We start from the raw sequence: 24,695 nt of genomic DNA, 5'->3' as shown, positions 1-24,695 counted from the left end.
ATGCCAAATTTCATTCCACGGGCAGAGTACGCGCAAGCCCTGGCAGGCTGGCATCTGGTGAAGCGTTGTGTGGCAGGGGCGCGAGAGGTTCGCAAGCATGATGAATACCTGCCAATGCCAGACCCGGAGAACAAAACACCGGAGAACCAGGCCCGGTACAAGCAGTACAAGAAGCGGGCTATGTTCCTCAATATTACTGGGCGCACGCGCACCGGTCTGATGGGGGCGGTGTTCCGCAAGACTGCTGAACTGACTCTGCCAGGCGCCATTGAGTACCTGAAAGAGAACGCCAGTGGTGACGGAACGAGCCTCGAGCAACTTTCTAAGGAGTCTGTTGGCGAATGCCTGGACACGGGGCGCGGCGGTTTTCTTGTCGACTTCCCCCCCGCTGAATCTGAGGACGGCGTCAGCTCTATGGCTGACCTGGCAACAAAGCGCGCCCTCATTCACTTCTATGACTCCCTGGCAATTATTGACTGGGAAGAGCAGGTGATTGATGGCGTTAAGCGTCTGGTGTACGTGAACCTGCAAGAGTGCGTGACCGAGTTTGACCCGGTAGAGCTTGCGCGTGAGAAATACGTACAAAACAGAGTTCTGCTGCTGGTCGATGGGAAATACGTTCAGCGTGTCTACCGGGAAGGCTCCGACGATTACGACGAGGCGCTGCCGACCGACAAGGCAGGGCAGCCTTTTGACCACATTCCGTTCAGCTTCTTCGGCGCCCAGAACAACGACGCCAGCATCGACAAGTCGCCCCTTGAGGACTTGGCCGATGTGAACATCCTGCATTACGGCAACAGCGCCACGGTGGAGGAAAGCGGGTTCATCAGCAGCCAGCCGACGCTATTCATTACTACCGATATTGATCCCGATAGCTTCATCAAGCTCAATCCCAACGGCATGCACATAGGCTCGACTCGGGGCTATAACCTCGGCAAGACCGGTTCAGCCGAATTGGTCCAGGCAACAGAAAGCCAGCTGGCCCGAACGCTGCTGAAGGACAAGGAAGAGCAAATGCTAATGATCGGCGCTCGTATCGTCCAGCAGGGTGGCGGCGCCGAGACGGCAGAGGCTGTACGCATCCGGTATAGCTCTGATAACTCTGTCCTCGGCACTATTGCTGGCAACGTTTCGGAAGCCCTGAAGCGCGCCATTCTTGACGCCGAGCGCTTCATGATCGGCGAGCCTGACGAGAAGGGCACCGTGTTCTGGCTTAATCAGTCGTTCTTCGATGAGACCATGACCGCCCAGGACATCCTCGCCCAGGTACAGCTTTGGCAGCAGGGCTTCATTGCGAAGTCGGATGTGCGAACCAACCTGCGCCAGGGGGGCGTGCTTGAGGCCGATCGGACTGACGACAAGATCGACGAAGAACTGGCAAGCCAATCACCGGTAGGCGGAATCAATGAGCAGTGAAGGCTATCTGACGGACGCCACCACCAGGCACCAGATCTACGTCCAGCGATATGCGGGCGGAAACCTGAAGCGGGTGGCTGCGTTCATCAGTAAGGCCATCAAAACAGCCAAAGATCGCGTTACAGCAGGCCTGAGCGATTACGGCACTCGTCGTTACACTTCGCAGATAGAAACGCTCCAGGGCGATTTGCGAGGCATCTACGACGACTTGAAGGGCCGCGCACAGCTGGACCTTGGCGAATTTGCTGCCTATGAGGCTGAATTCAACGGGAAGATGCTGGGCAAGGTCATCAAGGCCATTGTTCAGCTCAACGTGCCGTCAGCGGAGATGGTGAGCGCTGCGGCGCTGGCTGATCCTCTGCTGCTGGAGGCTCGCAAGGGCATTCAGCGCATCAGCATCAGCGGCGCCCTCGACCAGTTCGGCACCAAGAAGGCCGCCGAGATCATCGGTGAGATTCAGATTGGTTCAAGCCTGGGCGAGACCAGCCAGCAGATCGGCCGGCGGCTGACAAGCATCCACCAGTTGCACCAGGATCAGGCCTCATCGCTCGTTCGCACCATGACCAACCACATTGCCAGCACGGCCAGGGTGGAAACGCTCAAGGCGAACGACGACATCCTCAAAGGCATGCGGCGGATCGCCACGCTCGACTCCAGCACCACACTGTATTGCATGGGCATCGATCAGACGATCATCCCCTTGGATGGGCCAAAGCCTCCGTATCACTGGGGGTGCCGCACAACGCTGGTGCCTGTCCTCAAAGACGAGTTTGCCCGCGAGATACCAGGCTCTACCCGGCCCTCAATCGGTCCTGACGGTGTGGCCATGGTGTCGAGCAAGACGAGCTATCAGGACTGGCTGTCACGCCAACCGGCAGCCTTCCAGCGCGACATCCTTGGCCCGAACCGCTACGCGCTGTTCAGCAAGGGCGAGTTGACCCTCGACAAGTTCGTCGATGACAACGGCAAAACCCTGACCCTGCAGCAACTGAAAGACCTTGAACCGCTGGCCTTCGAGCGAGCGGGACTTAACTAACTGCCTGCATGGCAAGAGAGTGAGCATGTGTGACAGACCGAATTGCTTCGTAGACGGTGGATTTGCCGGCCAGCAGGCGCTTGTTCCAGGTTTCGGCCTCGATCCTCTCGAGTCCGCCATCAGCAATGCCGCAAGCTCTGCATCTGGCGCCGACGGCATGACCCTTCTGATACTCCAGGGTCATCTAAAGAAGCTGTGCAAGTTGCAGCGAGACAATTTTTCCTCGTCTCCAACCACTCGATTTGAGGTTCATGTTTCAGATGCGTTCAGCGTAACCGGCGATCCCGCGACCGCCACGAACCTAAAGACCACTGGTTGTGAGATTAAGCCAGGACGTTAACTCCAGCCGGCCATGAGCCGGTTTTTTTACGCCCGCAGGCAGGGCCTGCACCAAGTCTCTGGGAGACAGCAATGACCTTGAAATTCCAACTGGACAGCCTCGAAGGCGTCGACGAAGCCACTCAAGCCATGTACGTCGAGAAGGGCGGTAAGTACGTCCTGAACATCGATGGCTTGCCAGCACAAGAAGACGTTACCGGCCTTAAGGCCAAGGTTGACGAACTGCTCGGCGAGAAGAAGGCGGCCGAAAAGAAGGCGCGCGAGGCGGAAGAGGCTGCGCGCCTGGAGCGCGAAGAACTGGCCCGCAAATCCGGCAACGTCGAGGAGCTGGAGAAGTCCTGGTCCGAGAAGTACGCCCGCCGTGAGGCTGAGCTGTCGGGGCAGTTGGAAAGCACGAATAGCGCCCTGCAGGGCCAGATCCGGGATCTGACCGTAGGCCGTACCGCTACAGATATCGCCACTACTCTGGCGATCCCTGGCAGCGCCAAGGCATTGCTTCCTCATATCGAACGCCGGCTGAGCGTCGAGCAGCGAGACGGCAAACCAACCGTCGTCGTGCTGGATGCCTCCGGAAAGCTCTCGGCGGCAACGCTTGAAGAGTTGAAAGCAGAATTCACCAACGATCCGGCCTTCGGTCCGCTGATCGCTGGCAGTAAGGCATCGGGCGGCGGGGCCGGCGGTGCTGGTAAGGGCGGCGGGGCCGCAAAAGGAAAAATCGGCGGCACCAAAGAGGAACGGACGGCTGCAATCGCAAGCCGGTTCCCAGATCTCCCTCAATCGTAAGGAAATAACTCATGTCCCTGTCGCAAATGCAGGTTTTCAACGAATACATCATGCCGGCGACTCTCGAGACGCTGGATCAGTATCTCGCCGCTTTCAACGCCGCCAGCCGCGGTGCAATCGTGCTGTCTCCGGACGGCTTCACTGGTGACTTCCTCCAGGAGTCGTTCTTCCAGACCCTGGCCGCTGCCCAGCGCCGTGTGGATCGCTACAGCGCGAACGCCGCCGTCGCTGCAACCGACCTGACCGAACTGAAGAACACTTCGGTGAAAGTCGCCGGCGGCTTCGGCCCGATCCGCTACGAGCCATCGCAAATGACCTGGCTGGAGCGCCCAACCGCGCAAGGCATCGAAGTCGCCAGCCGTGCTTTCGCTGAAATCCTGCTGAAGGATCAGTTGAACACCGCGATCGCCGCCCTGGTTGCTGCGATTACCGCCCAGGCCGCTGCGGTCAACGATGTGTCGGCTACCGCTGGCATTACCTACGCCGGCCTGAACAACGCTCACGCGAAGTTCGGCGACGCAAGCCAGAACCTGGTAACCCAGGTAATGCAGGGCACCAGCTACCACAAGCTGGTAGGTCAGAACCTGGCGAACCAGCAGCAGCTGTTCCAGGCGGGCAACGTCCGCGTGGTGGACATCCTCGGCAAAATTTCCGTTGTGACGGACGCCCCGGCGCTGATGCAGGCCGGCACCCCGAACAAGGAAATCATCCTGTCCCTGGTGCAAGGCGCTGCGCTGGTCCACGACGGCCGCGACATCATCAGCAACGTCCAGACCACCAACGGCAAGGAGCGTATCGAAACCACGCTCCAGACCGACTACACCTTCGGCCTGGGCCTGAAGGGCTACACCTGGGACACCACCACCGGCGGCAAGTCGCCAACCGACGCCGAACTGGCGACTGGGACGAACTGGGACAAGACCGCCACCAGCATCAAGCACACCGCCGGTGTGGCTCTGATCGGTGACGCCTCCAAGTAACCCTGACAGCTGAGTCGGGCCCAGTGCCCGGCTTGGCGAGGAAACGATCATGATTAACAAGAACATCTGGTATCTGCCTGGTCCATTCCACCAGTACCAGGAAGACGTGAAGGCGCTCGCCAAAGCAAGCGGCCTGCGCATCGTCGACGCAAGCGTTACCGAGAGTCGCGAAGATGCTGCCGACAATGTGCCTGACGTGACGGTCAAGGAAGTGCCGAAGGTGCTGCTGATCGATGGTGGCAACTCCAGCTTCAATATCGATGCCTTCCGTGCTGAACTCGAATCTGTCGGCCTGATCGTCGAGTCATTCGCTGATCAGGCGCTGGTGCGCCCCGAAGGCGATCTGGGACCGAACGCTGATCGCCTGTTTCAGGTGTTCGAGGCGATCAATGCAGGCGTGCAGAGTTTGCGCAATGAGCGTGATGGCGAGGTGGAGAAGGTGAAGACCCTGCAAAAGCAGGTCGACGATTTGCTGGCCCAAGCCGAGCAAGCGCGCCTGGCGGACGCGGAGGCAAAAGAAATTGCCGACCTGAAGGCCAAGTTGGACGCGGCCAAGGTCACCTACCGCGCCAACGCCTCGAAAGAGTCTCTGCAGAAGCAGGTAGACGAACTGCCGAAGGCGTAAAACCCGGGGCTTAGGCCCCACTCATTCAAGAGGAGGCCAGATGGCTACCTACATCACTGTGGCGGACGTTGACGCCATCCTGGGCTCTGCATGGGCGCCAGATGACAAGAAAGCCCGCGCAGTGTTGCAGGCGAATGCCTATCTGGCCTCGCTCAACCTCGTTGGCGTCGATATGAGCGCCATCCCTGACGAGGTTAAACAGGCGGGCGCCGAACTGGCGTCTGTCGCTGCCCAAGGCAAGCTGTACCAGCAGCAGACCGAAGGGTCTCTTGAGGCCAAGACGGTCAAGGCAGGCTCGGTCAGCACCAGCAAGACGTTTGCTTCCCTGGACAGTAGCAAGATCATTGCTCAGCCTGGTGATGTGCAGTTTGCGCTGGCGCTGCTTTCTCCCTGGCGTTCCAGCCCATTTTCCTTCCGCGTAGACAGGGGGTGAGTCGTGGGCCTTCGCGAAGACATCCAGAAGGATTTGGCCGAGGCCTTCGATACCGACCTGGCTGATGCTGTGCAGCCATTCGCCGGCGGCGTGACACTACCTGGCACGTGGGACCCCGTTACAGAGGCTGCTGGTCCGCCAGTGGTAATTGCTTACACCGGCCGAGGCGTGTTCGACGCATTCAAGATGGACAGGGTGGACGGCGTGAACATACGCGCCACCGACCAACTGCTGATCGCGCTGACCAACGAAACAATCGGCGGCACGCCTGACATCGACCACAAGATCAACGGTTTCGACGTGATCAACGTGCAGACCGACCCGGCCATTGCCCACTACGAGATCCAGCTGAGGAAAGTCTGATGACAGGTAAAGCCGGTTGGAGCCACAGCCTCACCGACTTTGCCGACCAGGCCGGGGATGACATAACGCAGATGGCCCGCGTCATCGCAATTGCCATGCTCACCGAAGTTGTCAACCGGTCGCCGGTGGGTAATCCAGCGCTTTGGAAAGCCAACATTGCGCTGAAGGCGAAGAATGTGGCCCTGGCAGATGCATACGACGCGAACGTCGACGCCCGCAATGCCAGCAACACCGGGAGCAAGAAGTTCAAGAAGCTTACCCAGCGCGAACGCAAGGAAAACTTCTATGTCGACGCCAAGGCGGCCGGCAAGGGCTACATCGGCGGCACGTTCCGGGGCAGCCATATGGTTTCTATCGGCGCGCCAGACCTGTCGGTGATTGATCGTGTTGACCCAACGGGATCCGCGACAATCTCCGACGGCGTGTCGCAGATCAATGCGTCCGGCAAGTTCCCGGTCATCTACATCCAGACCAACAGCCCGTACGGCGAGATGCTCGAACTGGGCCACTCCACACAAGCGCCCGACGGCGTGTATGACCTGGCCTTCATTGGCGTATCCGAGGCCTACAAATGACCTACGAGCAAATCAGGGCGGCGCTCACTGCGAGGATGGTCGCCTTCACGGGTATTGACCAAGCGCGGATTGACTACCCCAACCAGCCGACCGTATTCACGCCACCGGCCGCCGGCCTCTGGTGTCGCTTCAACGTGCAGTACGCCACGGCATTCATGGCTGGCATGGCCGACAAGCCATACACGCGAAAGCCCGGCCAAGTAAGCATCCAGTGCTTCGCTCGGCTCAATACGGGCACAAAGGCGATCAACGAACTGGCCGACGCACTCGAAGCGCACTTCGCCTACTGGATGTCCGGCGATCTCGAATGCATGGAGGCCAGCCAGGTGGTCGCCGGCGAGTTCGAGGGCTTTTACCAGATCAACGTGAACATCCGGTTCCGCGCCGGCTGAGCCAGGCAACACCATCCACCCGCCTTGAGCGGGTTTTTTTATGCCCGCAGATAGGAGACTCACCCATGAGTTCCGGCGCAAAAGTCGTTTCGCACATCATCAAGGAGGTCACGCCAGGCGTTACCCCCACCGGCATCTGGGACACGCTGCGCCTGACCGGCAACGCACTGACCCCTACCGTCAATACCGCAGTCAGTGACGAGATCACCGACTCCCGCATCAGCCAAGGCTCGGTGGCCACCAGCACGGACATCGGGGGCGACCTAACTGCTGAATTCTCGTTTGCCTCGTTCGATCAGCTTCTGGAGGCCGCTTTCTACGGCACCTGGACCGGCAACGTGCTGTCTGTTGGCGATACTCGCAACACCTACAGCATCGCTAAGGGCTACAGCGATGTAGGCGTGTACAGCGTGTTCAAGGGCGCTCATGTGTCTACCTGGGCGTTGGATATCCCGTCCGATGGAAAGGTGACCACCACCTTCAACATGGCCTGCCTGGACTATGCCGACAGCGATACCCAGATTGTGGTGTCGCCGAACGCCCCGACCACCACGCCGTTTCTGTCGAACAACAACGTCGGCACGATCTCGGTAGACGGAGAATCGCTGGAAGGGGTGGCCTGCGTATCGGCCATGACCATCAACCTGGACAACAGCCTCCAGGCCCAGCGCTGCATCGGCAACACCAAGCTCGGCCCGGGCGCGCAGATCGCAACCGAAGCGGCCATTACCGGCACCATCACCCTGGCCTGGTCTAAGCGGGCCTGGGAGATCTGGAAGAAGACCTTCACCCGTCTGCCAATCTCCGTGGTGTTCCCGATCACCGATGCCCTTGGCAACAAGTACACCTTCAACTTCCCTGCGGTGGAAGTGGATGGCGAACTGCCAAGCGGCGGAAAGCGTGACCTGATTGAGGTGACGCTGAACTACACCGTCGCCAAGATCAGCCCGACCATCACCCGACTGGCATCGCCGACCGCTGTTACTGGCGTGACCGTCGCGCCGGGCACCGCCTCGATTGCTGTCGCGGCAACTCGCCAATTGACAGCGACCGTCGCACCGGCTGGTGCGAATCAGGCTGTGACCTGGACCAGTGCAACCCCATCGGTTGCCACCGTCAACAGTTCAGGCCTGGTCACGGGCGTTGCCACTGGCACATCCGTCATCACCGCCACCAGCGTTGCGGACGGCACCAAGACCAGCACCGCAACCATCACGGTCACCGCATAACACGATAAACCTTTTGGCTTCCCGGGCTCTAACGCCTGCCCGGGTGGCCTTTTTTATGGCGCGGCGTTGAGGATTTAGCATGGCTCTCAAACTGAGCAAGAAGGCCCCGGTCACCAATCTGCGATGGGCCAAGTTCGATGACGACACCAAAATTCAGCTGGGTGGTATCGACAACCCTGAATACCTGGTTGCCCTTGAGCGAGTACGCCGGCGCATCCAGCGCAACGACGCGACCTTCGCTCAAGACGAAATTGGAGTGGTTGCTGGCGAGATGACTGAGCACCAGAGCCATTGCGCTCTCCTGGCACAGTTCATCGTGAAGGACTGGGACGGTGTGCAGGACGATCAGGGCAGCCCGCTCAAGTTCACTGCGGGCGCGTGCACGGAGCTGCTCGAGGCCAACATCGACTTCTTCCTGTTCGTCCTGCAGGAAGGCAGCAAAGCCACGATCCAGGCAGGTACAGAACTGGCTGAAACCGTGGAAAAGCAGTAACCCGGTTCGAGTGGGAAAGGGAGTGGGGCGGTCAGGCTGACAAGCGCCGGGCCATCTACGAGCGCCTGCGCATGGAAATTCCCGAAGAGCCGCCAACCGACCCCATCACCAAGCACCTGCTCGCCACGTTCTTCGGCGTCTGCCGGGGCCGCCGCTTTATCACAACCATGGTGGGAGCCTTCCCGCTGCCGCTGTCTGCCCGCGAAATCTCCGACTGGCTCGACGCTCACCCATCCCCCCTGGATCGCCGGGAAGTGGATGAAGTGATGTTTGCGCTGGATGCGATTTGCCTGAGCGAAGAAGACGACTGATCCGCCGCCCTGCGGCAATTTTGCCCGGAGGCAACATGACTCAAACTTCACGTCTGGTCCTTGAGATCGACAGCCGCGACGCTGAGCAAAAGGCCGAAGACGTCCGCAAGGCTCTTGGCGCGCTGGAGGCAGTAGGCCTGCGCGTGAAACCAGCGATGGATCAGGCCGGGGCCGGTATCGATGGAGCCGGTAACAGCGCCCGCAAGGCAGCCGGCTCCATTGACGTGCTGGCCGAAAGCTCTGAAAAGTCGGGCACATCTACCAAGAAAGCTGCAGAGACCTACGACCAAGCCAAGGGCCGATTGGTTGAAATGGCTAAAAGCTCGCTTCACGCGAGCGAATACATCAAGGCCATGTCTGCCAGCACGGAAAAGGCTGGTTCTGTTTTCGATGTGGCGGGGTCCAAGGCAAGCAATCTGGCGGCACTGGCCAAGCGCCTACAGGCCGAGTCTGATGCAAATGCTCTGGCCAATGGCCGACAAGCGGACTCTTCAAGGAAAGCAGCCGCTGCGAACGATGAGCAGGCGGCAGCGCTGGCAAATTTGCTCGGAAAGATTGACCCGGTCACGCGAAAGCTCAATGAGCTCGACCAGATGGAAAAGGATCTGGCCAAGAACAAGAAGCTTCTCGACCCCGAAACATTCGCCGACTACCAGGGCAAGCTGAATACAACGCGCGCCGATCTTGGTCGGTTCAATTCCGACATGAACAAAACCGGTATGACCGCCAAAGCGACCGCGGCGGCACTGCGCGGTGTGCCTGCTCAGTTTACCGACATCGCCGTTTCCCTTCAGGGCGGGCAGGCTCCACTGACCGTGCTGCTCCAGCAAGGCGGCCAGCTCAAAGATATGTTCGGCGGCGTAGGGCCAGCGGCCAAGGCCCTTGGCGGATATATTCTTGGGCTTGTGAACCCCTTCACCGTGGCCGCCGCCGCTATTGGTGTCCTTGGCCTGGCCTACTATCAAGGATCGAAAGAGCAGGATGCTTTCCGCCTCTCGCTGGTTTCCACCGGTAATGCCTCTGGCACCACCACCGGCGCCCTGGCTGAGATGGCCAAGCGCATCGGCGACACGGTCGGCACCACCGGCCAGGCCGCGTCTGCTTTGGCGCAGCTGGCCGCATCTGGAAAGATCGCCAGCAGCAGCTTCGAAGAAATCGCGATCGCTGCAATCTCTTGGGAAAAGGCGACAGGGCAGGCAGTCTCAACAACGGTTGCCGAGTTCAATAGTCTCGCGGACGATCCGGTTAAGGCAATTGCCGAACTCAACAATAAGTACAACTTCCTCACGGCTTCCGTATATGAGCAGGTTCGCGCGGCTCAGGAGCAAGGCGACAAGCAGGCGGCAGCCGCAATTGCGGAAGAGGCCTACGCCAAGGCGCTTACCGAGCGTGCCGGCAACATCAAGCAGAACCTGGGCACTCTTGAACGCGCCTGGAACGATTTGGCAGGGGCTGCAAAGTCTGGATGGGATGCAATCCTCGATATCGGCAGAGAGTCGAACAAAGGGCCTGACCTGACTGCCATTCAGCAGAAGATCAATTACCTAAAATCGACGCTGGATACCGGCTTTGAGGATGGCAACGCCCGCCAGCGTATCGCTACTCTCCAGGCAGAGCTGGATGGCTACACGAAGAAGGCCAAGGCGGAGCAGGATGCCGCAGCAGCAGTTGCCCACGCCGCACAAGTGCAGCGGGACGGACAGGTGGCCTACGAAGGATTCCAAAAAAGCATTGAGCAGAACTTCACCAAGCGCCAGAAGATGAACAAGGCGCTTGAGGATGATGAAAAGCGCATCAACGCAGCTCGAGCCGCCGGCTACATCATCAGTGAGCAGCAGGCAGCCGCATCGCAGAAGGCCATTCGCGAAAACCCGATCTACAAAGAGTCGGCTCCGAAAAAACAAAAAGCCTACACCGAAGATGCCGGCATGAAGGCACTGGACGCGGCGCGCCAGACTCAGGCCGTGCTGCTCCAGCAGAACGCTTCGCTGAACGGCCAGGGCATCGCCACTGAGAAGGTCGGTGTCCAGGCGCAGGCCCTGATCAAGTGGGAGCAGCAGCTCGCCGACATCAAAGGCAAGAAGACGCTCACCGCCGACCAGAAGTCTCTGCTTGCCAGCCAGGACCTGATCACCGCCCAACTCAAGAAGAACGTAGCACTCGAGCGTGAAGCGGAGATCAGCAAAGGCATCCAGCAGGCGCAGAAGGACCAGGTGCAACTCTTGACGTTGACCGGGCAACTGCGCGAAGCCAATAGCCTCAAGTCATCCTTGGATGATGCTGCGCAGATGGCCGAGTACGAGCGGCAGGGCAACACGGAAGCGGCGAAGCGCCTGGAAACCCTGATCAAGATCCGGGACATCAACCTGAAGGCGGCGCAGAAGCCCGGGACCATTGAGGGCGTCACAAAAGCTCCTGCGGCACCTGGCCTTGACGCGTCCGTCGGTGGCGCAGGAAGTGAGATTGACAGGCTCGACGACGCAGCGAAGAAGCTTGAGGCCTGGCGCGCAACCGAGCTTGAAAAGCAGGCTGCATACCTCGACCTGAAGGCAATCAACGAAGAGACCTACGCCGCGCGCGTGGCGAACATCGATGAGCAGACCACTCAAAACCGCCAGAAGATAGAAGAGGCCAAGAACCAGGCATTGCTGGTGGGCGCTGCTGATTTCTTCGGCAACATGGCGACTCTCAGCCAGTCCTCTAACAAGAAGCTTGCGGTGATCGGCAAGGCTGCAGCAATCACACAGGCAACCATTGACGGCTACTTGGCCGTTCAAAAGGCGCTGGCTGCATTTCCTCCGCCGTTCAACTTCGCTGCTGCCGCTGCTGTGGGCGTTGCGACTGCTGCAAACGTCGCCAACATCGCAGGTATTGGCTTCTCGAATGGTGGTTACACCGGCTCTGGGGGCGTGAACGATCCTGCGGGCACGGTGCACAAGGGTGAGGTCGTCTGGAGCCAGAAGGATATCCAGCGCTACGGAGGGGTGGCGGCAGTTGAAGCGCTGCGCAAGGGCAACGTCGCGCCGATCCGGCCGGGCGCCAAAGGGACAGGGCCGGATGCAGTAGCAAGGGCGCAGGTCGGTGCAGCTCCAGTGGTAAACGTGATCGAGGATGCCAGCAAAGCTGGGCAGAGCCAGTCGCGGATGGATGATGGCCGATGGGTGATTGATCAGTTCGTTGCAAACATCAATGACAACGGAAAAGGCGCCAAAGCCATTCAACAGATGCTCGGCATGGGAAGGGCTGCACGATGATTCAGTACCCAAAGGAACTCCCGTACCCGCTGCGGGATGGGTACGGGTTCAACCCTGTGAGCCCCTTCAAAGCCACGGCCATGCAGACAGGGCGAGCTCGATACCGACGGAATTACTCGTCGGTACCGACGAACGTCAAGGTCATCTGGAACCTAAGCGGTGCCGAGGCTCAGTATTTCGAATCATGGTTCGAGGAAGTGCTGGTTTCTGGCTCGCAGTGGTTCGAGTGCGAGCTGAGAAGCCCGCAGGGCCTTCAACCCTACAAGGCACACTTTCTGGAGATGTACGACGGCCCCGAGCTGTTCGGGGTTGATCGTTGGACCATCAGCGCAACGCTTCAGTTGTGGGAGCGGCCAATCCTCACCGGTGGCTGGGCGGTCTATGCCCCGCAATTCATCCTTGGAATGAACATCTTCGACATTGCCATGAATATCGATTGGCCACGATTCGTTGAGTCTGGGGATCCGCTTCTAACAGAAACCGGCGAAAACATAATCACGGAATCCGGCGAGGAAATTCTTGTATGAGCAAGACAATATCTGCTCTTCCTATTGCGACCGATATCGCTGGCGCCGAGCTTGTCCCGGTGGTGCAGGGAGGGGTCTCGAAAAGGGCAACAGCTGCACAGCTTCGGGCTGGCTTGGCCAAGAGCGGATCCAATAGCGACATCACCCGGATTACCGGGCTTACGGTATCGCTTGAGATTGCATACGGCGGTACCGGGTCAAGCACCGCTTTAGGAGCCAGATCGAATCTTGGCCTAGGCTCCTTGGCAACCCTATCATCTGTCAGCGTAGCGCTAGGAGGTACTGGCGCTACTACCGCAGCCGGAGCCCGCACCAACCTCAGCGCACTAGGGGTAGGTGATTTTGGTGTTGGCGGGGTCAACATCACCGAATCCGGAAACCTGAACAGCCTGGCATTCACGGAGTTTTTTAACAGCACCGCCGCCACCACGAACGTCCCAATTGGGGCTGGCACCGCGGCAGGGCAGGGGTGCGGCATCCACAATCAGCACCCGAACGGACAGTATGCGGCGCAGTACTGGACTCAGCTGACCAGCAATCGAACCTTCGTACGCGTGAAGAGTGCCGGAACTCCGCTGGCATGGAGTGAGTTCGCATTTCTCAATGCGCCAACCTTCACCACCTCGCTGGCCGTTCAGGGGCCCGTTCTGGTTGGCCAATACCTTCTGGCCAGCCTGCCGGCGGCCAGTGCGTTCTCCGGTTTCGAAATAGATGTCACAAACGCCACCGGCGGCCCGAAGCGATGCCGCAGCAACGGTAGCGTCTGGCAAATCCTAAACACAACCACCACGGTGAGCTGATATGGCACTTACTGAAAGCATTCGTCCCTATGAAGTGCTCGTTCGCATCCACGCGGACGGCACCGTGAGCGGACAGAAGCAAACTATTTCCGAGGTGTTCCGTGATGAAGTTTTGATCGCGGCCACAATCAACCCTCCGGAAGAGCTGAGCGAAGATCAGAAAGCGCTTGCCCAACAGATCGCCGACGAGGTTTGAGATGACAACTTTTGCCACCTTGAACCCAGTGCTTCCGAACGGCTCATCTGATCCCCGCGACCTGAAAGACAATGCCGAAAATTTCGACGTTGCCGTCAATGCGCCCAATTTAAATTGGATTGACCGCCTGGGCGTAATCCGCCTCAGCTGGGCGGGGCTTGAAAAGCAGTTCGCCAACTTCCTGCTAAACCAAGGCTTTCAGTTTCTCGGCGACTATGCGTCTGGCCCGATCACGATCGGGGCACAGAACCAGGTGTTCAGCCGGAACGGAAACTACTATCGCCCAGGCCCTTCGCTGGTGCTGCCCTACACAACGGTCAGCAATTGGGCCATCGACGAGCCGAAGTTCCTTGTTGCTGGTGACGGTGTTCTGCGAAATGAGCTGACATCGACCGCGCTCGACAAAGGCATCAGCCTGCTGCCTGGTGGCCAACGCATGGTATCGACATTGGCCGTGCTGAAGACGATGCCCTCGACCACGCCCGCTACAGAAGTGAAGCTCTCCCGGTATCGCACTGGCGGCCCAATCATCAACACCGAGTACGAGGCCGACTTCTCCGACATCACAACGGTGGCAAACGACTTCGACACCATCCGCACAAATGCCGGACTGCTTTACCGGATGAAGCATACGGGGTTCGCGACGTATCAGGCTGCCGGGGCTATGGGTGACGGCGTAACCAACGACGCGGATGCGCTGGACAGGTTTCACAATAGCAGCCTTAATTTGGCCGGCATTGGAAAATTCCTTGTGTCCAGGGGCATGACATTCCCGTCTCCGGCGGGGCGTGTGATAAACGGTATCACAGGGCAGTTCACCATCATCTCGCAGGCGAATACGTCGCATGAGACCACGTTCCGCTCGGCGAACCCGGTAGGACTCAAGATCACCGGTCTTGACGTAGATTCGAACTCATTCAACCGAACAGGCGTGCTCACCACGCGCACTATCGCTATCGAGATCTCATCGGGAACGGACTGCGAACTCATCGAATGCACCGGCCGCAACGTTATCGGATCTCCAGTGGCGCCTTCGCAAATCCCCGGCGTCTGTATTGCGACTTCAGGCAGTGGGGTCCGCGTGAACACGACGCGGTGCAAGGCCATCAACGGCGGAACAGCTGCGCGCCCTGCTGATGGGTTCTTTTGCTCAAGCGCCTACTCAACAAACACCGACGCTTATGCGGAAAACTGCTTTGACACGGGCGGCGTAATTGAGTCTTGCAGTTTCTCGGGGTTTACACGCCTGGTATCCAAGAACTGCGGCGCAGCAGGGGCAATCTCCAACGCTGTCGGATTCGATACGTTTGGCTGCTGGCTTGACGTTACCGGTGAAAACTGGCGAAGCGCGGTAACCGGTGGCGTCCAAATTCTTTGCGCGTCATCTGGGAGCTTGATTGACTGCTGGGCCCGCGTAACGTTAACGGCGGTTGCATATGGCGTTGGTCCCGCTATCAACTTCCGTGAGAGCGGTACCGGGCGAATCAATGGTTTCGACATGACGCCGACCACTCGCGGCGGCTCTGAGCAGGGGATAGTCGGGACTGGCAAGGGAATCCGCATTTTGAGCCCGAGCATTTCCGGCGCATCTGGCGCGGGTATCCAGTTCGGTGGCGACTCAACAGTATCTGTGCAAGTGGGGTCTATATTTGGCTGCCTTACTTCGATGGCAACCACGGGCTCAGCTCGTATGGTGGCGAGCGGCACGATCTGTGATTCCCCGGTCGCATGGTGCATGTATGCCTACGATACAAGCTCCATCTATTACAACTCGGTCGTGCCCTTCACGCCAGGTGCTGGGTTTGCCGGAAAGGATGCAGGTGCGACTCTCAACGCTCTTGGCTCTCTTGGTGGAGGCCTGCTGCTGGGAAGCGCTATTGCTGGCGCCGCTAGCGGAACACCAACGACAAAGTTCCGGGTATCCGGACCGGCGGGTGAAACCCTCGGGTATGCCCCGCTGTACCCATCCTGATGACCCTGAGCAGTGTCGATTGCATGCTTCGAGGACGTGCTGGTTTCTGGCTCGCAGTGGTTCGAGTGCGAGCTTAGGAGCCCGCGGGCGAAGTGGATTGGCCATCTACGCGCCAGAGTAATTTCCTTGGATGAGTCTCCCTGATTTGGCGATAGAGAAGGAACGGCCACAATGACAAGCTTTGTACTCAACCGGCTCTACTCCAGCGGTGGGCCGGAGATTCTGCACGGCACCCTGGAAGTGACCGACGGGGTAGCACGCCACTTTCTAACCGACGGTTACGAGGATCTGCTGGTGGGCCTGGAGACGGGCGGCACTGCGACTTTCCTGGCTTGTGGCATTTCCATCGCTCTCCCGAAACGGGGTAGTGACGGAAAGCAGGACCTGAAGTTTGCCCTTTGTAACATCGACGGAAGTGTTTCCGGCTTCCTGCGGGCCGCCTTGAAAGACCGCAGGGAGATCAACCTGGTGTACAGGGAGTACATCAGCACCGACCTGGCCTACCCGTCGAAAAACCTTCGCTACAAAGTGAAGAGCGGTTCTGTCACAGCGACCGAAGCGCAGATCGTGGCCGGCTACTTCAACCTGCTGGAAACCCTCTGGCTGCGTCACAACTACACCGGCGAATTCGCCCCAGGCATGCGGTACCAATAATGATCGATCACGACAAATACCCTGCGGGCAAGTACCGCGAGGGGGGCAGGGTGTGGCCGTTTGTTGACTGCTACGGCCTCGTGCTGGAGGTCCGGCGCGATCTTGGTTTGCCGGACTGGCCGGAGTGGGCACGCATTCGCGCCGGCGACGGATCCATGGTCGAGGTGGCCGGCAGGTGGTTCCCGACGCTTACGCCGTGCCAGCCGGAGGAGGGCGCCTTGATTGCCCTGTACGAAGGCAGCGAGATGCGCCACGTCGGCGTGGTCGTTCGCGTCGATGCCTCCCTTGAGGCAATGGAAATCACCGAGAAGCACAACGTCATCTGCCTGCCTCTGCACAGGCTCAAGCGCCGCTTCGTGCGGGTGGAGTACTACAAGTGATCGAGATCTACCCATCCCGGATTGGCATTGAAAAAGGCGACTGCGTGCCGCTGGAGATTCACCAGGTAAAGGGGACGATTACCCTGGCTGGATGGCTGGCGGCCAATGTTAAAGGCTTCGATATCGGCGCGGTGCATCCAATCTGCATTGAAGTGAATGATGCAGTTGTTCCTGTGGATCAGTGGCATTCGGTGGAAGTTGGCCCGGATACCGCGGTGAAGATCTTCCCGGAGGCGAGAGCGGCGGCTGCCGCCGTCGCGGCCTGGGTCGCTGTGGCGCTGGCAGCTGTTTCCATCATCATGGTCATGAGCATGCCGAAGGCCAAGGCCGCGAAGCAGCAGCAGGGCGATGACCTCGACCTGGCCACGGCTACTGGCAACCACGCGAAGCTGAATTCGCCGATTCGCGAGATATTGGGCAAGGCCAAGGTGTATCCAGACCTTTTGGTCCCACCGGTCTCGAGGTTCGTGAACAAGCGCCTGATGCGCACCAGCCTGTGCCTGTGCGTTGGCCGCGGGCGGCATCTTCTTCCGTCCAGCGCACTCAAGATCGGCGACACGCCGGTAGCGGCGTTCGGTTCTGACGTGGCCTTCAGCATCTACGAACCGGGTGCATCACTCGCAAATGATCCTCGCGCCCAGAACTGGTACCCGGTAGGAGAGGTTGGCGGCACCAACGCAGGCACCGCCGGCCTGGACCTCGGAAGTACGGCACCTTCGGAATCTACCGCGCTGGCTGACTCGATACTGATCAGCGGCACAACGATCTCCCTGCTGGGTAACAGTCCGCGCTTCCCCGACAACTGGGCCGCCGGCACGGTGCTTACGGTAGTCACTCCTGACACATTCACCGTTTCCACTGCTGGCGGATATAGCAGGATCGCCGGTGCGCTCACTGATCTTTCGCCGTTCGCTGGCATGAAGGTGACTCTGCGCAGTGATACCGATCTGGATCTGATGGTTGCCAGCGTAACGCCTTACGTTCCGCCGGTGCCTGGGGTAGGGGGGGCTCCCTCTTCTGTTACAGCCAGCGCGTCCCCAACCACCTACGACTTCAGTTCGAGCGCTGTGGTCTGGACCGTGACCTTCCAGGGGGTCACCAAAACCGTTTCGCTGAATGCGAACTACGGAAGTATGAGCGCCCTGGTGTCGATCATAACGTCGCAGCTCTCAGGCATCGGCCTGGTGGCTCAAGACAACTCGGGGCGTTTGCGCTTGATTGAGCCGCTGAGCCCCTACAAGGGCGGCACTATTTCGCAGACCAGCGCGCCTGTGCCGATCTTTGGTTCCGGCCCGACGTACGTGGTTGGTACCGCCTCGACTGGCGGCTCTGCTGAGCAGCAGGCATCCATCACCTTGCAGTTCGACAACGGTACACCTTTCACTGGGCTGGCCGTGGGTCAGCAGCGCCTGGCTTTGGGATATCGCGGCTTCCGCTATAGCGTTGTCTCGATTGACGGGCTTACCGCCTCGATTAGCCGCATCAATGATCTCGGCGCTATTGATACAAGCTGGGGCGGATTCACTGCTCGAACCCTGCTGGACTTCTCATTTACGGGGCCTGGGGGAACCGTCAACTGGATCGGCCCCCTCATGGGATGCCCTGAGAACGAACTGGCAACCATGGCCGAGTACGACGTATTCTTCAACAACGGCCTGTGCTACTACAGCAAACAGGGGAACATCAAAGTTTCCTCGAAGTCGGTTGAGGTTCGCTGGCGGGATGCGGCCATTGGCGGGGCCTGGACGACGATTACCCACACTTATGTCGAGGCAACGCCAGACCAGATCGGTTTCACCCACCAGCTGGTTTTCCCGTACCCGCTGCGTCCAGAGTTCCAGATGCGCCGGGTTGAACCGCTTATGGGGGGCCAGGCTCGAGAGTCCATTCAATGGCTTGGCCTACGCACGCTTTTGCCGTGGCCAAAGTCTTACGAGGGCGTGACCGTCATCACAATGGACGTGCGCGGCGGCGATCGCCTCAGCGCTCAATCGGAGCGCCAAGTTAACTGCGTTCCAACCCGGATCTATGACAGCGCGCCGATGCGCTCAATCAAAGGCGCGGCCCTGCACGTCTGCCAGAGCCTGGGAATTGATGAGTCGCTGATCGACATGGATGCGCTCAACACGGTTGACCAGGATTACTGGACTCCCCGCGGCGAGCTGTACGACATGTCCCATGAAAAGGCCGTTCCGGCCCGGGAGATGCTGCAGGGGATCTTCACCGCCGGGATGTCCCATTTGTCGAACGGCAATGGGCTACTTAGCGTGAAGCGAGAGGGCATCCAGCCACCCCGCGGAGTCATCACGCCACATGAGATGGCCAGCGAATTGACCGCCAGCTTTACCGCGCCCAGCCCGGACGACTTCGATGGCGTTGATGTCGAATACGTGGACCAGTACACAAACCGCAAGGAAACGGTGCAGTGTCGGCTGTCTGGAAGCCTTGGACTCAAGGTCGACAAAATCCAGCTGGACGGGGTGTCAGACGAAACGCGCGCCTGGCGCATCGGCATGCGGCAGTTGCGCAAGTATCAGTTCTCCCGCTGGGCTTACTCAGTGGATACGGAGCTTGATGCGCTGGTGTTCGAGGACATTGATCGAATCACACTGGCCGACGACATCCCCAACACCACCACTAGCGCTCTGATCATGGAAGTGGAGCAGGTGGGGGACAAGTACATGCTCACGCTGAGCGAAGAGATGGACTGGACGATGGTTGCGCCCCGGGCTGTAATTCGCCGCCATGATGGAACCGTCACCAGCTTGTTCGAACCGCAGGAGGCGGGCTTCCACCAGGTGATGGTGCCGCTCAGCGCAATTGACTTCGACATCATTACCGACCTCAGCATTGAGCCGGCCCGCTTCCTGTTTGGGCCGAGCGAGCAGGTTGGGTATCCGGCGATGATCACTGAAATAACCCCAAACCAGGATGGAACCTGCGCGGTTACTGCGAGCGAATATTCACCCGTGTTTTACGCAGACGACGACAACTACGCGCCCGCCGCGGCGTAGAGACCAACCTTCCAAGGCCCGCCACTGAGCGGGTTTTTTATTGCCTGGAGAAAAGCATGCCGATCACCGAAACCCGAGGGGTGCGCAACCGCAACCCCGGAAACATCGATTACGTTCCGGCCAACCAATGGCAGGGCCAACTCAAGCCCGACCCGGCCATCGAGAAACGCTTTGCCCGGTTCGATACGCCGGAGAACGGTATCCGCGCCCTGGGCAAGTTGCTGCTGACCTATCAGCGCAAGCACGGGCTCAAGACGGTGAAGGCAATCATCAGCCGATGGGCACCGTCTGTGGAGAACGACACCGCTGCGTACGTCCGCGCAGTCGAGGCGAACACCGGCACCCAGCCCGGCGCCGAGATTGATCTGGCTCAGGCACCGGTAATGGCCGGTTTCGTCAAAGCGATCATTCATCACGAGAACGCTGGCTATGTCTACCCTGACGCGGTGTTGGCCGAAGGCGTGCGGCGGGCGCTGGTATGACTCCGGTGCAGAAGCTGGCCTTGGTTCTGCTGGCCATGGCCGTGGGCTTCGGCGCCGCCTGGCAGGTACAGGACTGGCGGTATGACGGGAAGCTGGCAAAGCAGGCGGGACAGTTCCAGACGGACCTTGACTCGATCGGCAGTGCCGCTACCGCCCAGGCCCGCGCCGAGCAGGACAAGCGCCTGGCTACCGAGCAGCAACTGGCCGCTGCCGATCAAAAACACACCAAGGAATTATCCGATGCCCAGCGCAACCAGGCTCTGCTGCGTGACCGTCTTGCTACTGCTGATGTGCGGCTGTCAGTCCTTCTCGACGCCACGGATTCAGCCAGTGGCTGCGACGTGCCTACCACCCCCGGCGCCGTCGGCGTGGTTCATGCAGCCCGTCGAGCCCAACTTGACCCAGCGCATGCTCAAAGAATTATCGGCATCACCGACGATGGGGATAAGGCCGTGATCGCGCTGCGGGCGTGCCAGGCCTATGTCAGAGTGATTGCGCGTTGATAGCGATAGGCTACGCTTGCCGTTTGCGTGTGTTGGCCCGCAGCTATCGAACTGGCAGGCTCTTATGGACAAGCAGCTGGCAGGTCTCTCTTTTCTTTTGACCCTGGGATGGGTCGTTGCTGTTGTGGGCGTCATGTGGTTTTTTGGTACCTGAAAAAGCTGTAGGGGGAACTTGCTCTGTACTCAATGGCTCCCATGAGTACACCCATTTGGATACACAGTCATGAGCATCGGTGCAAGATTGAAATCTGAACGCCTTAGACTTGGATTGTCCCAATCTGCCATTGGTGCGATTGGTGGAGTGGAAGTGAATGCTCAGGGAAGGTACGAGAGTGGGATTCGTTTTCCGCGGGCGGATTACCTCGCGTCGGTCGCGAAATCCGGCGTCGATATCCTGTTCGTGATTACTGGAAAGCGCACAGAGAACGGTAGTGCGGATTCGGCCAAGGCTGCTGAGGCGCTGGATAGCGCGACGGAGTGTCTTGAAAAGGCAAAAGAGCTCATTCACTGATTCATTATTTTATGTATCAACGCCGGCCCTTTGTTTCGCACATTGCCCACGGCAGTATCGACCTTGAACCATTCGAAGGCCTCGGCCGGTTCGCCCTGGTGTAGCACCATCTGTTCTGCTCGCTCCTTGGGCGTGGCCGGGTCAAGCCATTCCCTAGCCAGGTCCGGCGTCAGCACCACGGGCCGCCGGTCGTGGATGTCCACCATTCCGCCAGCGCTGTCGGCGGTGATGATCACGAAGCCGTCATGCTCGCCTGGGCCTTCATCGTTGCCGGGCAGTTGGCCGATCTCGGCGAATATGATTTAGCACAGGTATCCCGCCTATAATTGGACCCGCGCTTTACCGTTCTTGGCGTACAGCCACCATCGACCGGAAGGGCCGTGGATCGGCCGGAATCGACTACGCTTACGTATCTGATTGAATGGATCTGCGCATGAATTCGTACAGGATAATGAAAACGAAAGTTGGTTGGGGTTTGTTCAGGACTGGCTCAGTCAAGCCACTTGCAGAGGCAACCACGAAGGAAGGGCTTGTGAGGGTGACCGCACCACTTATTGTAGGGAAAGCCGCCTCGGTAAAAGTGCACAACGAAAATGGCACCTTCCAAGAATTGAGATTCTAGCGAGCGGGGAGCCGGCCCAGTTGGCGGGCCTGGAGTTTGGAGGTGTTCGTCGCGCACTATCGGATTTTTGTGAGACAACTCATTAGATCTATCACGGCTTTTCTTTCGCGCGCAGAGAGCATTGATAGCTGTTCAAGGAAATCCAAATCGGAGATGCGACTGTCACTGAGATGAGGAGCAGCCCGCCTACCAGTGACGACGTAAAGTACATCAACGCCCAGGGATGCCAACTGTGCAAGGTAGACGGCGTTAGGGCTTCGTACACCTCGCTCATACTTCCCCTGAGCATTTGCCTGGACACCACCAATATTCGCAAGCGCGCCCTGCGTCATGCCGAGCTTTTGGCGTTCTTGTTTAAGGCGCAATCCTATTTTCTTCATCATCAGCTTCTGGCTGTTCACTCACTTGCGGCCATTATAGATAGGTGAATCGTGGCAAACGGCTGCGGCAAAAGGAGGTAGAGGTAGGAGGCGGATCCTCGCGATTTTCGTAGGAAGATCGACGTAACCGTACCTAGATCAAAGTGGCACATAGGGAGCAGGGCGTGTAACTGATTTATGCCGCGACGGGGATAAGAGGGGGGGATTGCCTGGGCAATTTATCCTGTTCGCCTTGAATCATTGCGGCGAGAGGACTGCCTCGAAAATACCATCTCCTCAAGAATTTCTCGGGCTAGCCTACTAATGCCAGATTCTCCCTGATACTTGCGCCGGTCGATGTTCACTATCGTGAACAGATCAGATTCAGGGCCTGTCACGTCGATTGATAGCGTGCTGTCAGCGCTAATCGAGCACGAGATTAGACAGTTCGGCAGGCGGCTGGCGAGGACCGTTTCGATTTCCAGCCTGCTTAGGGTGTCCATGGTTGTCCTCCCAATTCAAATGCGTGAGTTTTTAAGGGTAGGCGCTCAGGACAAGCTGTAAATAGTGGCCTATTGCTCCTTCAGCGCAACTCCGCGCCTGGTCAGGCGAATAGATAAAACAGAAGACAGCAACGGCCCGGTGGCGTCTGAGTACTCGCTGTAGTACCGCGCACCAGAGATCAAATTGAGTCGAATCATTTCACGTAGCCCGAACAGGATCTGGTTCTGATCGCCAATCAGGTTTGTCGAATCGACGCCGGTTTCGGCAGATAGTTGGCTCAGGAGCATGCGTATCAATTGAGCATTTTCGAAGACGGACATAGCGCCACCGAACGATGGAGTGATGTCCGTTCGATTTTTTGATTTTTTGAAAGTTCCACGCTCCGGCACGCTGACGGCCGGCGGGCGCGTACATAAGCGAAGGGCAGATGCAAGAAGCTCGGCGCTGGGACAGGTGCTTGATACAAGTTGCCAAGCCCCTTTGGCTGAGTAGGTGTGCGACGAAATCAGTGGCGCGCAGCGGAAAAGAGCACCCTGGCAGCTTCGTCCAATAACCTATCGATCTCAACCAGTTCGGCTTCTTTGATATCAATCGCGCTTTTGTAGGCGCACGCCATGAGCTGCAGCACCTCAAGGTCTGAAATCTTCGCAAGTTCATCTTTCAGGTCGGGACGCTGGGAGAGCAGAAGCGCTCTAATCTCCTCTGCGGTTTTCGACTTTTCCATGCGTAATTCCTCCATAGTTCGAGACTATTTTAGCCCCATGAGAATGTGGAGTAGTGTCCGCTGATCGTAAAATTGAATGAGGTAAATGACCCTAGACACCCCTGCAAGGCTCAGCCGCTCCGCAATCCTCATCAGCTCTACGGATGACCACTTGAGATCGGAGGCGACGCCTTGCAGGTATTGATTGGGTTTGGTAAGGGGCAGGGAGATGCCTTAGGTATTTGCCCATCGAACGGCGAGTATGGCCGGAAACAAAAGGCGAACTCAATGTTGAGATGCCCTGAAGGTTGCCAGCAGCGCAATTTGAGGCGAGGAACTGCACGTTTACCCGACGATCAGTCAGGTGCCATCAGGACGGCCAGCGTCAGCTTAATGAACTCTTCGTTCTCATCGATGGTGTGCAGCGCGCCGCGCACGTCCTCCGTCAAAATAGAAGCTTTCATTAAGCTGGCATAACGAATGCAAAACCACCCATTCTGGCCCAAAAAAGGCGCTTCCGATAAATGCTAAGAGCCTGATTTGTATGGCCTATTTTATATATTCTGGGGTATTGGAATCGTCGGCTGGGCCTTTATTCACGCGGCCAACAGCGAAAAGGCTGCCATTTCATCTGCAGCCTATCGCAACGCTTCCATCAGACCTCATCCAGACGCCGATCCGACATCCTTGGACCGTAGTGTCCGTCATGAGAATCCCAGACACCTGTATTCCGCCTCCATCTTTACCTAAAAGTTCTGGCCGGGCAGTCCAATATTTCACGAAGTATCCGCCAGGCGTATAGAGCTCCGCCGCAGTCTTTAGTGATGCGGCTTCCTCTCGACGTATTTCAAATAAGATTCGTCCGTTGAGTTTGCACACAGTGACCTTGTCGAGATGCTGCAGAGTTACGCCAGCCTTCACACCATCATCAGTGCTGTGTAGCCTGGAGCCGACAGCCTTAGCGAGGTAGGTTCCGTCCTCATGATAGATTGGAATACTCGTTGTGAACCCAGCTTCTTCTGTTTTAACGACTTGGATCAGCGGGGTATCATCGAACTGGAGGACCGTAGGCGTATCTATGAACTTATTTGATCCGAGTTTTACAATGGGCGCATTTTGAAACACCAACTTATCCATGGATTTTATCCTGGGCGGCGGCAAAAACTGAGTGCAACACCTGACCTTTCCGGTAGGGTGTTGCCATGTCTTATCACGAACTCAGCGTTGAAGAACGCTCCG

28 protein-coding genes and 1 pseudogene are annotated in these 24,695 nt (G+C 58.4%); 23 read left to right on the top strand and 6 right to left on the bottom strand.

What is annotated here, in order from left to right:
• From A462_RS27475 to A462_RS27590, 23 genes are all read left to right on the top strand, one after another.
• Complete coding sequence (locus A462_RS27475; RefSeq protein WP_032898833.1) at positions 1-1,416, top strand: DUF4055 domain-containing protein; 1,416 nt, start codon at positions 1-3, stop codon at positions 1,414-1,416.
• Positions 1,406-2,452 carry a head morphogenesis protein gene (locus tag A462_RS27480; protein WP_008431837.1) on the top strand — a complete coding sequence of 349 codons (1,047 nt, stop codon included), beginning with the start codon at positions 1,406-1,408 and terminating at the stop codon, positions 2,450-2,452. Before A462_RS27475 ends, A462_RS27480 begins: the two co-directional genes overlap by 11 nt.
• Positions 2,453-2,863: 411 nt before the next feature.
• Positions 2,864-3,574 carry a hypothetical protein gene (locus A462_RS27490; protein WP_008431835.1) on the top strand — a complete coding sequence of 237 codons (711 nt, stop codon included), beginning with the start codon at positions 2,864-2,866 and terminating at the stop codon, positions 3,572-3,574.
• A gap of 11 nt (positions 3,575-3,585) precedes the next feature.
• Positions 3,586-4,554, top strand: a complete 969-nt coding sequence (locus A462_RS27495; protein ID WP_008431834.1) for a major capsid protein — start codon at positions 3,586-3,588, stop codon at positions 4,552-4,554.
• A gap of 49 nt (positions 4,555-4,603) precedes the next feature.
• On the top strand, positions 4,604-5,179 hold the full coding sequence (locus A462_RS27500) for a hypothetical protein (protein ID WP_008431833.1): 576 nt from the start codon (positions 4,604-4,606) through the stop codon (positions 5,177-5,179).
• Positions 5,180-5,219: 40 nt separating this feature from the next.
• Complete coding sequence (locus A462_RS27505; protein ID WP_008431832.1) at positions 5,220-5,612, top strand: hypothetical protein; 393 nt, start codon at positions 5,220-5,222, stop codon at positions 5,610-5,612.
• Positions 5,613-5,615: 3 nt separating this feature from the next.
• On the top strand, positions 5,616-5,975 hold the full coding sequence (locus A462_RS27510) for a hypothetical protein (protein ID WP_008431831.1): 360 nt from the start codon (positions 5,616-5,618) through the stop codon (positions 5,973-5,975).
• A complete protein-coding gene (locus A462_RS27515) occupies positions 5,975-6,550 on the top strand; it encodes a hypothetical protein (protein WP_008431830.1) in 576 nt (191 codons plus the stop codon). Before A462_RS27510 ends, A462_RS27515 begins: the two co-directional genes overlap by 1 nt.
• Positions 6,547-6,942: a phage tail terminator-like protein gene (locus tag A462_RS27520; RefSeq protein WP_032898832.1), complete on the top strand. Its 396-nt coding sequence runs from the start codon at positions 6,547-6,549 to the stop codon at positions 6,940-6,942. Before A462_RS27515 ends, A462_RS27520 begins: the two co-directional genes overlap by 4 nt.
• A gap of 65 nt (positions 6,943-7,007) precedes the next feature.
• The gene (locus A462_RS27525) at positions 7,008-8,171 is read left to right on the top strand and encodes a phage tail tube protein (RefSeq protein WP_008431827.1); all 1,164 of its coding nucleotides are present in this window, start codon (positions 7,008-7,010) and stop codon (positions 8,169-8,171) included.
• 79 nt (positions 8,172-8,250) lie between these two features.
• On the top strand, positions 8,251-8,664 hold the full coding sequence (locus tag A462_RS27530) for a hypothetical protein (protein WP_008431825.1): 414 nt from the start codon (positions 8,251-8,253) through the stop codon (positions 8,662-8,664).
• Between the two features lie 71 nt (positions 8,665-8,735).
• Positions 8,736-8,975, top strand: a complete 240-nt coding sequence (locus A462_RS27535) for a hypothetical protein (RefSeq protein ID WP_008431823.1) — start codon at positions 8,736-8,738, stop codon at positions 8,973-8,975.
• A gap of 35 nt (positions 8,976-9,010) precedes the next feature.
• The gene (locus A462_RS27540) at positions 9,011-12,229 is read left to right on the top strand and encodes a phage tail length tape measure family protein (protein ID WP_008431821.1); all 3,219 of its coding nucleotides are present in this window, start codon (positions 9,011-9,013) and stop codon (positions 12,227-12,229) included.
• Positions 12,226-12,756: a hypothetical protein gene (locus tag A462_RS27545; RefSeq protein ID WP_008431820.1), complete on the top strand. Its 531-nt coding sequence runs from the start codon at positions 12,226-12,228 to the stop codon at positions 12,754-12,756. The genes A462_RS27540 and A462_RS27545 overlap by 4 nt, the downstream gene beginning before the upstream one ends.
• Positions 12,753-13,556 (top strand): hypothetical protein, encoded by an 804-nt coding sequence (locus A462_RS27550; protein WP_008431819.1) that lies wholly within the window; start codon positions 12,753-12,755, stop codon positions 13,554-13,556. Before A462_RS27545 ends, A462_RS27550 begins: the two co-directional genes overlap by 4 nt.
• A gap of 1 nt (position 13,557) precedes the next feature.
• Entirely contained in the window at positions 13,558-13,752 is a 195-nt protein-coding gene (locus A462_RS27555; protein ID WP_008431818.1) for a hypothetical protein, read from the top strand.
• A gap of 1 nt (position 13,753) precedes the next feature.
• On the top strand, positions 13,754-15,724 hold the full coding sequence (locus tag A462_RS27560) for a hypothetical protein (protein WP_008431817.1): 1,971 nt from the start codon (positions 13,754-13,756) through the stop codon (positions 15,722-15,724).
• A 171-nt stretch (positions 15,725-15,895) separates the two neighbouring features.
• Positions 15,896-16,378 (top strand): DUF1833 family protein, encoded by a 483-nt coding sequence (locus A462_RS27565; RefSeq protein ID WP_008431816.1) that lies wholly within the window; start codon positions 15,896-15,898, stop codon positions 16,376-16,378.
• Complete coding sequence (locus A462_RS27570; protein ID WP_008431815.1) at positions 16,378-16,758, top strand: hypothetical protein; 381 nt, start codon at positions 16,378-16,380, stop codon at positions 16,756-16,758. Before A462_RS27565 ends, A462_RS27570 begins: the two co-directional genes overlap by 1 nt.
• Positions 16,755-19,772, top strand: coding sequence for a host specificity factor TipJ family phage tail protein (locus tag A462_RS27575; protein WP_008431813.1), 3,018 nt, complete (start codon positions 16,755-16,757; stop codon positions 19,770-19,772). Before A462_RS27570 ends, A462_RS27575 begins: the two co-directional genes overlap by 4 nt.
• Positions 19,773-19,828: 56 nt before the next feature.
• Complete coding sequence (locus tag A462_RS27580; RefSeq protein ID WP_008431811.1) at positions 19,829-20,254, top strand: structural protein; 426 nt, start codon at positions 19,829-19,831, stop codon at positions 20,252-20,254.
• Complete coding sequence (locus A462_RS27585) at positions 20,251-20,757, top strand: lysis system i-spanin subunit Rz (RefSeq protein ID WP_008431809.1); 507 nt, start codon at positions 20,251-20,253, stop codon at positions 20,755-20,757. Before A462_RS27580 ends, A462_RS27585 begins: the two co-directional genes overlap by 4 nt.
• Positions 20,758-20,980: 223 nt before the next feature.
• A complete protein-coding gene (locus tag A462_RS27590) occupies positions 20,981-21,268 on the top strand; it encodes a helix-turn-helix domain-containing protein (protein WP_008431807.1) in 288 nt (95 codons plus the stop codon).
• On the opposite strand, the pseudogene A462_RS0132280 reads toward A462_RS27590, so the two are convergent.
• The 6 genes and pseudogenes from A462_RS0132280 to A462_RS27605 form a co-directional block, all read right to left on the bottom strand.
• Positions 21,262-21,570: pseudogene (locus tag A462_RS0132280) on the bottom strand (SOS response-associated peptidase family protein); the annotation flags it as partial. The gene A462_RS27590 and the pseudogene A462_RS0132280 sit on opposite strands and share 7 nt — an antisense overlap.
• 376 nt (positions 21,571-21,946) lie before the next feature.
• Positions 21,947-22,291, bottom strand: coding sequence for a helix-turn-helix domain-containing protein (locus A462_RS34170; RefSeq protein ID WP_443200823.1), 345 nt, complete (start codon positions 22,289-22,291; stop codon positions 21,947-21,949).
• Positions 22,292-22,821: 530 nt separating this feature from the next.
• Positions 22,822-23,073 carry a hypothetical protein gene (locus A462_RS27595; protein ID WP_008431801.1) on the bottom strand — a complete coding sequence of 84 codons (252 nt, stop codon included), beginning with the start codon at positions 23,071-23,073 and terminating at the stop codon, positions 22,822-22,824.
• Between the two features lie 185 nt (positions 23,074-23,258).
• Positions 23,259-23,477, bottom strand: a complete 219-nt coding sequence (locus tag A462_RS27600; protein WP_008431799.1) for a hypothetical protein — start codon at positions 23,475-23,477, stop codon at positions 23,259-23,261.
• Between the two features lie 24 nt (positions 23,478-23,501).
• Positions 23,502-23,681, bottom strand: coding sequence for a hypothetical protein (locus A462_RS35165; RefSeq protein ID WP_083853177.1), 180 nt, complete (start codon positions 23,679-23,681; stop codon positions 23,502-23,504).
• Positions 23,682-24,083: 402 nt separating this feature from the next.
• On the bottom strand, positions 24,084-24,593 hold the full coding sequence (locus A462_RS27605; protein WP_008431795.1) for a hypothetical protein: 510 nt from the start codon (positions 24,591-24,593) through the stop codon (positions 24,084-24,086).
• Between the last annotated feature and the right edge of the window lie 102 nt (positions 24,594-24,695).

This window comes from Pseudomonas sp. Ag1, assembly GCF_000278565.1.
Lineage (GTDB): Bacteria > Pseudomonadota > Gammaproteobacteria > Pseudomonadales > Pseudomonadaceae > Aquipseudomonas.
Note: the sequence above shows the minus strand (reverse complement) of the source record. Positions and strands in the feature narration are given on the sequence as shown.